An 11048-nucleotide genomic window follows, 5' to 3' on the forward strand; every position below is an offset into this window, starting at 1 on the left:
AGATCTGGAAATCCATGTCCGGCACGTCTTGCAGCATGCGCGGCGTGGTCATGACGTCCGAGGCGCTGACCTGTACCCCGGCAGGAGAAACGATGGCGAGCATCGCGTCGTCGTCGTCATAGGCGAGGTAGGCCGTCCCCGCGATGCCGCTGAACTCCCACGCAGGATCAAGGCTGCCGCCGGAGAAATCGTCCGACACCGCGTCGAAAGTGTCGACAAGGACAGAGACGGTGCCTTCATCCGTGTAGGTGCCGTCGCTGACCACATATGTGAAGCTGTCGAGCCCCTCGAACCCCGTGTTCGGCGTGTAGAGGTAGTTGCCGCCGCCGAGATCGGTGATGATGCCGGACCCCGGCGTCGAGATGCTCGTGATCGTCAGCGTGTCCTCGTTGATGTCGGTGTCGTTGGCCAGCAGGTCGTCCGCGGAGAAGGCAAGGGCCGTTCCCGGATCGGTCGAGAGGTAGTCATCGACGGCGACCGGAGGCGCCGGGGGCGGCAGGTAGCCCAGATCCTCGTCGCCGATCAGGTCGGTGTCCGCCTGCACGTAGTCGACAAGGACCGAGATCGGAGAAGAGCTGCCGACGCTGCCGGCGAACAGTCCGGCCTGGGTAAGCTCCATCGCGTGCTGGACACTGCCTGCCGTGACCCAGCCATCCTCGTCGCTCGAGTAGAGGAAGGTGAAGGTGTTGCCGACCCGCTCGATGCGGAGAAAGCGCACGTCCGAAGTGACCGCGACCTTCATCACCTGAGAGGAGACGCCATTCACTGTGACTGCGGCGAAGGCATAGACCCTCTGGCCGTCGCTGTAGAGATCGTAGCGCAGCCAGTTGGACGAGTCCTCCTCGAGCAGGAAGCCCTGCATCTGGTGACCCACGCTCGGCGCTCCCAGGAATCCGACCTCGAGCGCGAGGTCCTCATCGCTGATCTCCTGCATGACACGCACGGCGTTGCGGGTGGTTCCCCAGAGGTCATAGTTGCCGTTCGAGGTAGAGAGCTCGAGCAAAGCGTGCTCGGTGTTGCCGGTGAGTTCCACGTCGGTGCCCGCGGGTTCGACCAGCGTCCAGCCGAGCGGCAGGCTTTCGACGTTGAAATCGTCCGAAGCAAAACGCGGGATCGGCGGCGTGCCCACGGTCAGCGTCACAGTCCCGGTCACTTCGGTGCCGCCATCCGTGACGACATAGGTGAAGCCGTCGTAGCCCTCGTACCCAGTGTCGGGCTGGTAGGTCCAGGTCCCGTCGCCGTTGTCGGTCAGGTTGCCGTGCTCGGGGGAGCCCACCGAGACCAGGGTAAGCGTATCGCCGTCCGGGTCGCTGTCATTGGCCAGCAGGTCGTCGGCCGAGACGATGAGCGCGGTATCGGCGTCGGTCGAGAACGCATCGTTCCCCGCCACCGGCGCGGCGCTGACCCCGTCCTCGAAGACAATGGGATCGCTGTCGATGCTCACGTAGTCGACCTCGGCGGTGAAGCTGCCGGCACTGCCGGCGCTGCCGGCAAAGACGCCCGCCTCGGTGACGGTCATGGCACGGGTCAGCATGCCTGCCGCGATCCAGTTGCTGCCGTCCTGCGAGTGGTAGAGCCGGAAGGAGTCTCCATCCCGCTCAAGCCGCAGGTAGGGGGCACTGCCGGAAACGACCTGCACCTTGAAAGCCTGGCTCGACACGCCGTTCACGGTCACCGCGCCGAAGGCCCAGAGCTTGGTGCCGTCCGAGTAGGTATCGAAGCGCAGCCAGGTGTTCTCGCTCTCCTCGATGACGAAGCCCTGCATCTGGTACTGCGCCGTGGGCGTCGACAGGAAACGCGCCTCGAGCATGAAATTCTCGTCGGCCACCTCCTGCATCGCGCGAACGGCGTTGTTGGTGTTCCAGATGTCGTGGCTGCCGGTGCCGGTGGTGAGCGTCAGGTAGGCCTCGGCCCCGTCGGTTTCGAGCCCCTGCGACGCACCCGAGGGCGCGATAACGGTCCAGGAGTCGCCCAGCGTCTCGGTGTTGAAATCGTCCGATACGAAGGCCGGTGTCGGCGGCGTTCCGACGGTGACGGTCACCGTCGCGGAGGCTTCGGACTGGCCGTTCGAGACCGTGTAGCTGAAGCTGTCATAGCCCTGGTAGCCGGTTGTCGGCTGGTACGTCCAGGTGCCGTCGCCGTTGTCGGTCAGGATCCCGTGCCCCGGCGTGCCGACCGAAGTCACGGTCAGGGTCTGGCCGCTGCCATCGTTCGCGAGCAGGTCGTCGGTGCTGACCACGAGCGCCGCATCCGCCGCCGTGACGAAGGCGTCGTCTCCCGGGTCGAGCGGCACGATGCCATCGTCCTCGGTCAGCAGCGGGTCGCTGTCGATCTCGAAATAGTCCACCTGCGCGGTGAACCCGGTGGCGTTGCCGGTGTTGCCCGCCACAACGCCCGCCGCCGTCACCTCGATCGCCTGGGTAAAGCTGCCCGCCGTGACCCAGGTGGAGCCATTGGTGGAATATTCCATGGCCCAGACGTCGCCGTCGCGGGACACCCGCAGAAAGGGCGCACTGCCGCCATTGATCCGGACCTGAAAGCGGCTGCTCGTGGTGCCGTCGATGGTGACCGCTGCAAACGCATAGAGCTTGCTGCCGTCGGAATAGGTATCGAAGCGGATCCAGGTGTCGCTGTCTTCTTCGAACAGCAGGCCCTGAAGCTGATACTGGCCGGTGGGGGTCGTCAGGAAGCGGGTCTCGACGACCATGTCGTCATCGGCGACGTCCTGCATTGCCCGGGCGCCGTTGTTGGTCCCCCAGACGTCGTAGTTTCCGTCGGGCGTGATCAGCTCGAGCCAGGCATCGGTGCCGTCGGCGCTGAGCGCGTGGCTGATGCCCGCGGGCCCTTCGATGCGCCAGACGGGGTCGAGCGTGGCGGCAGAGAAATCGTCCGAAATGGCCTCGGCTTCGACGGCGACGGTGACCGTCACCGTGGCGTCCGAGGTGTCGGTGCCGTCCGACACCGTGTAGCTGAAGCTGTCCGAACCGGTGTAGCCTGTGTTGGGCTGGTAGGTCCACGTGCCGTCACCGTTGTCGGTGAGCGTGCCATTGGTGGCGGGACCGACGATGACGATGCTCAGCGTGTCGCCGTTGGCGTCCCCGTCATTGCCCAGCAGGTCCTCGGTGCTGATCACCAGCTGCGTGTCGGGGAGCGTCGACAGCGCATCGTCCTGCGGAGCGGGGGCGGTGTTCCCCTCGATCGCCACCGGGTCCTCGACGACGAGCGGATCGCTGTCGATCTCGAAATAGTCCACCTGCGCGGTGAAGCCCGTGGCATTGCCGGTGTTGCCGGCGACGACGCCTGCAGAGCTCACGTCGAGTGACTGCGTGAAGCTGCCGGCGGTCACCCAGGCGGTGCCGTTGGTGGAGTACTCCATCGTCCAGACGTCGCCATCCCGCGCGACACGCAGATAAGGCGCGCTGCCGCCGTTGATCCTAACCTGGAAGCGGGCGGCAGAAACCCCGTCGATGGTGACCGCGGCAAAGGCGTACAGTTTGCTGCCGTCGGAATAGGTGTCGAAGCGGATCCAGTTGTCCGCGTCCTGCTCGAACAGCAGGCCCTGAAGCTGGTACTGGCCGGTGGGCGTCGACAGGAAGCGGGTCTCGATGACCATGTCGTCATCGTCGACCGCCTGCATCGCGCGCGCGCCGTTGTTGGATCCCCAGACATCGTAGTTGCCGTCAGGCGTGACCAGTTCCAACCACGCCTCGGTGCCGTCGCCGTCGAGCGCGTAATCGATCCCCGATGGTCCCTCGATCACCCACACGGAATCGAGGACAGACGAAGAAAAATCGTCGGAAGAGCTCATAAAATAACTCCGAAAGAAAATGCAAAAAATGCAGTCTATAAGATCCGGCATATGTTACGCGGCGCGGCGCATATCGCCAAGCAGTTTGCGACCGCTGCCTTGAAAGTTTGTGTCGGCAGAAGTTTTGCAAGGCGGGTCAAGAGCTTTCACGCTGCGGCGCCGCATCCATGGGCAGCACCCGCGCCCTGCAAGCGCTTTGGCGGCCCCTCTCGTCGGCGCCTGACGGCCAGACTCGCGCTTAAGGCGATTCGCCGTACGTGAAAGCTGTTCTGTATCCAAGAGGTCGCGGCAAGCGCCGGAGTCATGACGGCCCGGCCGAAACCACCTGTAAGAAGCGCTGCCAGATGCATCGGGGCGTGACTCTGACGACACAACCTCGTGCAGAGATTTCAATCGCCCTTGCCGGAGAGGCCCGAAATGGAGCGAATTGGGGTTGATTTTTGCATGCGCGGCGCCAAGAATTCTGGCATACGTGTCTCAGCTGATTCACGAATTGCCTTATTTCGGGGGCATTTTTCTCCCCCCTCACGTTCATACCAGTCGTAATACCAAGTTGTTTTTTCGGAGTTTTATCTATGAAGACCGCGATTCTCGCAGGGGGCAAAGGCACGCGCCTTGCCGAAGAGACAAGCGTCAGACCCAAGCCGATGGTTGAGATCGGCGGCAAACCGATCCTCTGGCACATCATGATGATCTACTCGCATTTTGGGTTCAACGATTTCGCTGTCGCTCTGGGTTACAAGGGCGACTACATCAAACGCTACTTTGCTGAATACGGCTCGCTCTCGGGCAATCTTACCGTCCGCATCGGCCAGGACACCCCGGTTCAGCGCCATGACATCGAACACGCACCGTGGTGCGTCGACCTGATCGAAACCGGCGAGGAGACCCTGACCGGCGGTCGGGTCAAGCGCCTCAAACCTTACATCGGCAACGAGACCTTCATGCTCACCTGGGGGGATGGCGTCGCCGACGTGAACATCAACGATCTGATCGCCTTCCACCGCTCGCACGGCAAGCTCGCGACGATCACCGCGGTGCGCCCGCCGGCGCGCTACGGCCACATGCGGTTCGACGGCGACCAGGTCACCGCATTCGAGGAGAAACCGCAGACTGCAGAGGGCTGGATCAACGGCGCCTTCTTCGTGCTCGAACCCGAGGTCTTCGACTACATCGAGGGCGACATGGTCATGTTCGAACACGCACCGCTCGAGAACCTCGCGAAAGACGGGCAGCTCATGGCCTACCGCCACGAAGGCTTCTGGTCGGCGATGGATACGCTGCGCGACAAGCACAATCTGCAGAAAACTTGGGAAACGGGCAATCGCCCCTGGGCTCTTTGGGAAAAGTGAAGATGAAAGTTCTTGTAACCGGAAACCGCGGATATATTGGCGTCATCCTCACTCCGATGCTTCAGGCAGCCGGACATGAGGTGACAGGCATCGACAGCGACCTCTACAGCCGGTGCACCTTTGCACCGGGTGGCGAGATGCCCGAGGTGCCGACCCTGCTGAAGGACATCCGCGACGTCGAGCCCTCGGACTTCGAAGGCGTCGACGCCGTGCTGCATCTCGCCGCACTCTCAAACGACCCGCTGGGCGATTTCCGCCCCGAGGTCACCGAGGACATCAACTTTCAAGGCACCATGCGGGTGGCCCGCTCGGCCAAGGCCGCGGGCGTGTCGCGCTTCGTGTTCTCGTCGTCGTGCTCGAACTACGGCGCGGGCGGCGCGGACTTCATCGACGAGACCGGCGCCTTCAACCCGGTCACGCCCTATGGCGTCAGCAAGGTGAAGTCGGAACTGGCGCTGGCCGAGCTGGCCGACGACAATTTCTGCCCGACCTTCCTGCGCTCGGCCACCGCCTATGGCGTGAGCCCGCGCATCCGCTTCGACCTGGTGCTCAACAACCTCGTCGCCTGGGCGGTCACCACCGGCAACATCCACATGAAGTCCGACGGCACGCCGTGGCGCCCGATCACCCATATCGAGGACATCAGCCGCGCCTTCGTCGCCACGCTCGAGACGCCGGTCGAGAAGATCCGCAACGAGGCGTTCAACGTGGGCGTCACCGAGCACAACTACCAGATCAGGGAACTGGCCGAGATCGTCGCCGAGATCGTGCCGGGCTGCGAGGTGACCTTCGCCGACGACGCCGGCCCCGACAAGCGCTCGTACCGGGTCAACTGCGACAAGATCCGGCGCGTGATGCCGCACTTCAAGCCGCAGTGGGACGCACGCAAGGGCGCCCAGTCGCTCTACGAGGCCTACAAGGCCGTGGACCTGACGCTCGAAGAGTTCGAAGGCCCGCGGTACCAGCGCATCGGCCACATCAAGAAGCTCATCGCCGACGGCGTCATCGACACCTCGCTGCACCATCTTGAGAGCCGCGACAACGGCATCGACCCCACCTTTCGCGAGGACGCCGCCAAGGTCTCGTGCATCTCCTGCGGCTGCGAGGGGCTGGAGCCGATCCTCGACCTCGGGCCGATGCCGCGTTCGGACGGTCTGCTCGAAGAGGGCTCGCTCAAGAACCAGGAAAGCCTCGTGCCGCTGCGGCTCGGCTACTGCCCCGGCTGCTCGCTGGTGCAGCTGCTCGAGACCCGTCCGCCGGAAGAGATGTTCGGCGACGACTACGTCTACTTCTCGTCCTTCTCCGAGGACCTGCTGGCGCACTCGCGCAAGAACGCGCTCGAGCTGATCGACATGCGCGGGCTCGACAAGGGTAGCCTCGTGGTCGAGATCGCCTCGAACGACGGCTACATGCTCAAGAACTTCAAGGAGCAGGGCGTCGGCGTCCTCGGTGTCGATCCGGCCAGCCAGCCCGCCTCGGCGGCGCGCGAGAAAGGCATCAACACGATCATCGACTTCTTCGGCACCCGCGTCGCCGAGCAGGTGCGCGAGATCCGGGGCGAGGCCGACGTGATCATCGCCAACAACGTGGTGGCCCACGTGGCCGACCAGAACGACCTCGTCGCGGGCATGGCGCATCTGCTGGCCGATAACGGTGTTGTAGTGGTGGAATTCCCCTACGTCCGCGATCTCATCGACTTCATCGAGTTCGACACGATCTACCACGAGCACCTCTGCTACTTCTCGGTGGGCTCGGCCAAGACGCTGTTCGAACGCCACGGGCTCTACCTCAACGATGCCCGCCGCGTGGCGATCCACGGCGGCTCGCTGCGGCTCTACTTCGAGAAAACCCCGAACCCGTCCGAGGCGGTGACCGCCCTGCTGGCGGAAGAGGAAGCGCTCGGGCTCGACCGTTACGACTATTACGCCGACTTCGGTGCCCGCGTCCGCGCCTTCCGCGAGGAAGCCCGCAAGCTGGTCTCCGAGATCCGTGCCGACGGCAAGCGCATCGTGGCCTACGGTGCCGCCGCCAAGGGCACGATCATGCTCAACTACCTGTCGCTCGACAGCCAGAGCATCGAGTACGCGGTCGACAAGAACGTCCACAAGCAGGGCAAGTACATGCCCGGCGTGCGGGTTAGGATCTACGATCCCGAGAAGCTCAAGACCGACAAGCCGGAATACGTGATGATCCTGCCGTGGAACTTCCGCGACGAGATCGTCCGGCAGCAGAAGGACTTCCTCGCCGGTGGCGGCAAGTTCGTCGTGCCGATCCCCAGCCTCGAGTCGATCCCGGTGCAGTCCTGCATCCTGCTCGACGACCCGTCCGAGGCGCGTGATTTTCCGCGACGCCCCATCGAGCTGCATTTCTGCGACGATTGCGGCCTGGTGTTCAACGCGCTCTTCGACCTCGCCATGGTCGACTACGCCTCCACCACGGAGGAGAGCCAGCACTTCTCGGGGACCTTCAACCGCTTCGCCAAGGAGCTGGTGGAAGAGATCGCCGAGACCGACGAGCTCGGGGGCCGCAAGGTCCTCGAGATCGGCTGCGGCAAGGGCGATTTCCTGCAGGAACTGGTGCAGCGCACCGGGGCGCTGGGGCTCGGGGTGGATCCCGGCTTCATCCCCGAGCGCCTGCCCGGCGCCAACGGCACCGAGATCCGCTTCCAGCGCGAGTATTTCGACCCTGAGACCATCGCCGACACCCCGGATTACGTGGTCTGCCGCCACACGCTCGAGCATATCCCCGACGTCGGCCCCTTCATCGGCGACATCTCCAAGGTGATCGACGGGCGCGACGACGTGGGCATCTTCTTCGAGACCCCCGACGTCGCCCGCGTGCTCGACGAGGGCGCGTTCTGGGACATCTACTACGAGCATTGCTCCTATTTCACGCTCGGCAGCCACGCGCGGCTATTCCGCCGCAACGGGCTCGGCGTGACGCGGACCTATCTCGCCTACGACGACCAGTACATCATCCAGTACGCCCGTCCCGGCGAGGCCCCGTCCCTGCCCGAGGAAGACGATCTCGAGCGTCTCCGCAGGCTCGCCGCCGACTTCCCGGCCCGCGTCGACACTGTCCGCAAGAAGTGGAAGAAGTTCGTCGAGACCCGCCACGCCGCCGGAAAGCGGGTGGCGATCTGGGGCGGCGGCTCGAAGGGGGTGTCGTTCTGCACCACCGACGGGCTCGGCCCGATGCTGAGCCACGTGGTGGACATCAACCCCTACAAGCAGGGCAAGTACCTGCCCGGTGCGGGGCTGCGGGTGTCTGCCCCCGAGGACCTCGCCGCCGAGCCGCCCGACACCGTGATCGTGATGAACCCGGTGTACCTGCCCGAGATCGGCGCCCAGCTGGCGTCGATGGGGCTCAACCCTGAACTGACGGCGGTGTGACATGAGCCTCTCGACCCATTGCCCCCTCTGCGGCGCCGATCATCCCGAAGCGGTCTACACGCTGGGTGACGTGCCGGTGATCTGCAACCAGCTCTGGCCCGACGCGGGCGCGGCCCGCACCGCGCCCTCGGGCAACGTGGAGCTGGTGGTCTGCCCGGACTGCGCCTTCATCTGGAACCGCGCCTTCGACCCGGACTGCATGGAATACGCGCCGGGCTACGAGAACGCCCTGCACTTCTCGCCGCATTTCCAGTCCTTTGCCGAGGACCTCGCGGCGGGGCTGGTGGAGCGCTTCGACCTTGCCGGCAAGCACGTGTTCGAGATCGGCTGCGGCGACGGCCACATGCTCGACCTGATGGCCGCGAACGGGGTGGCGACCGCCACCGGCTTCGATCCGTCGATGGAAGGCAAGGACACGCCCTACACCGCCCGCGACGGCGTCGAGATCGTGCCCGAGTACTTCCGTTCGGACCAGCTCGGCCGCCCCTTCGACGCCATCCTCTGCCGGCACGTGCTCGAACATCTCGACGCGCCCATGTCGCTTCTGCAAGACATCCGCCGCGCCATCGGCGAGCGCGATGTGCCGGTCTACTTCGAGGTGCCGAACGCAGGCTGGATGCTCGACGCGGTGTCGATGTGGGACGTGATCTACGAGCACGTGGGCTACTGGACGGCACCGGCAATCATCGCGCTGTTCCGCCGCGCGGGCTTTGCGCCGACCTCGGTCAGCGTGGGCTACGGAGGGCAGTTCCTGATGGTCGAGGCCCGTCCCGCGGATCCCGAACCCGGCTACCTCGACCCCGGCGCACCCGAGGTCCTGGCCGCGGCACGCGCCTTCGGCGATGCCGCCACCGGCGCGCTTGCCAGCTGGCGCGAGAAGCTCTCGGGCGTACACGGGCGCGCGGTGATCTGGGGCGCGGGCTCGAAGGGCATCACCTTCGCCAACGCGCTCGGCGCCGCCGGCGCCCCGCTCGCGGCGATGGTCGATCTCAACACCCGCAAGCACGGGCTGCTGGCCCCCGGCGTCGCCCTCCCGGTCGTCGCCCCCGGCGAGCTCGCCGAGATCGGCCCCGATCTGGTGCTGATCTCGAACGCGCTTTACGAGGCCGAGATCACCGGACAGGTCCGCAACATGGGCCTCGCACCGGAATTCGCCGTGGTGACGGGTTGAGCAGAGTTGGCCCATCCCGTCCCCCCAAAGGACACCCGCGTCCTTCCGATCTGTGCTATGCTTCAGCCCGGATCACATTTGTGACTTTTGGATTCGATCCGAGTTATTGCCGGACAGCCCACCATGTTTCTTGACCCAAAGTTCTATCTCCGCATTTTCTGGACCCGGCTGCCGATCTTCCTGGCAATGCTCTTCGCCGCGATGTTGGCAGGCTTTATCCTGATCAAGACGCTGCCGACGGTCTACAGGGCACAAGCTATCCTGTTGGTGGAGAACTCCCAGATTCCCACCACGCTTGCGACCTCGACCGTCAGCACCGACCTGACCGAACAGATCCAGATCATCCAGCAGCGCCTGATGACCCGGGAGAACCTGCTCGACCTTGCGCACAAGTTCGATCTCTACGCCGATCAACCCGACATGCAGCCGGACGAGATCGTGGAGTCGATGCGGGACCGGATCGACATCTACCTCGCCGGTGGCCGCGGCCGTGTGACCACGGCGACGATCTCGGCCGAGGCCTCGAGCGGCGCCGCGGCGGCGGGCATTGTCAACGAGCTGGTGACCCGCGCCCTCGGTCAGGACGCAGCCTTCCGGACCGAGGTTGCCGCGGACACGCTGACCTTCTTCAAAAACGAGGTCGCCCGTCTCGGCGAAGAGCTCAGCATTTCCGACAAGCGCATCCTCGACTTCAAAAACGAGAACGTGGACGCGCTGCCCGAAACCCAGGAATACCGCCTGAGCCGCCAGTCACAACTTCAGGAACGGCTCGCCCAGACACAGCGCGAGATCAGCCAGCTGGGCGAACAGCGACGGCGGCTGGTGGATCTCTTCGAGTCCACGGGCCGCGCCGATCTCGTCCAGCAGCGCCCGCTCAGCCCCGAGGAGCAGGAACTGCGCGCCCTCCAGTCCGAACTGCGCGAGGCGCTGGCGGTGTTCAGCACCACCAATCCCAAGGTTGTCGCCCTGCAGAACCGGGTCAACCGGCTCGAGGCGGAACTCGCCGGGGCCGCCACCGAGCCCGAAGACGGCACGAACCCGCGCGAATCTGTCTTCAGGGCGCAGCTGGTCGAGATCGACAGCCAGCTGAACTCGCTCGAGACGCTGGCGGACGGGCTCGAAGTCGAGATCGGGGCTCTTCGCGAGAACATCGAACAGACACCCTCGAACGCGATCACGCTCAATGCCATGGAGCGCGACCGGGACAACGTCCAGATTCAGTACGACACCGCGGTATCGCGGCTCTCGCAGGCCGCCACCGGCGAGCGCATCGAGGTGATGTCGAAGGGCCAGCGTCTCTCGGTCATCGAGCGGGCGGACATCCC

Annotated in this window: 5 protein-coding genes; 4 read left to right on the forward strand and 1 reads right to left on the reverse strand. The window is 64.8% G+C overall.

What is annotated here, in order from left to right:
- On the reverse strand, positions 1-3760 hold a 3760-nt coding region (locus tag HC022_RS11910), incomplete at its 3' end, for a cadherin-like domain-containing protein (protein WP_167452573.1).
- 623 nt (positions 3761-4383) lie between these two features.
- On the opposite strand from HC022_RS11910, the gene rfbF reads away from it, so the two are divergent.
- From rfbF to HC022_RS11935, 4 genes are all read left to right on the forward strand, one after another.
- Positions 4384-5160 (forward strand): glucose-1-phosphate cytidylyltransferase, encoded by a 777-nt coding sequence (rfbF, locus tag HC022_RS11915; RefSeq protein WP_008887161.1) that lies wholly within the window; start codon positions 4384-4386, stop codon positions 5158-5160.
- A 2-nt stretch (positions 5161-5162) separates the two neighbouring features.
- Complete coding sequence (locus tag HC022_RS11925) at positions 5163-8552, forward strand: NAD-dependent epimerase/dehydratase family protein (RefSeq protein ID WP_217703964.1); 3390 nt, start codon at positions 5163-5165, stop codon at positions 8550-8552.
- Position 8553: 1 nt separating this feature from the next.
- Positions 8554-9723 (forward strand): class I SAM-dependent methyltransferase, encoded by a 1170-nt coding sequence (locus HC022_RS11930; protein WP_167452574.1) that lies wholly within the window; start codon positions 8554-8556, stop codon positions 9721-9723.
- 123 nt (positions 9724-9846) lie between these two features.
- Positions 9847-11048: lipopolysaccharide biosynthesis (locus tag HC022_RS11935; protein ID WP_167452575.1), on the forward strand; the 1202-nt coding region annotated here is incomplete at its 3' end.

It is taken from the genome of Salipiger sp. HF18 (genome assembly GCF_011806505.1).
GTDB classification, from domain to species: domain Bacteria; phylum Pseudomonadota; class Alphaproteobacteria; order Rhodobacterales; family Rhodobacteraceae; genus Salipiger; species Salipiger thiooxidans.